Source organism: uncultured Winogradskyella sp., from assembly GCF_947496485.1.
In the GTDB taxonomy this organism is placed as follows: domain Bacteria; phylum Bacteroidota; class Bacteroidia; order Flavobacteriales; family Flavobacteriaceae; genus Winogradskyella.
In genome coordinates, this window is sequence record NZ_CANMCZ010000028.1 from 1 (window position 1) to 263 (window position 263).

Annotated in this window: 1 protein-coding gene; it reads left to right on the forward strand. The window is 38.8% G+C overall.

What is annotated here, in order from left to right:
• The coding region (locus tag Q0822_RS18255) for an Ig-like domain-containing protein (protein WP_299126406.1) at nt 1-263 on the forward strand (263 nt) is incomplete at both ends.

Here is a 263-nt window from a genome sequence, read left to right on the forward strand (position 1 = left end):
TGTGATACCGCTACAGTAACGGTAACCGTTCAAGATGCTGGTACGCCAAATACTACTAACGCTAATGATGATGCTTACAACACAACACCTGGTGCTGATGTTACTGGTAATGTCTTATTAAATGATAACGATGTTGAAGGTGATACACAAACTGTAACCACTACAACTGTAACTACTGCTAATGGTGTTACGGTAAACATCAATCCTAATACTGGTGTATTTACTTATACACCTAATGCTGGTTTCTCTGGTACCGATTCTTT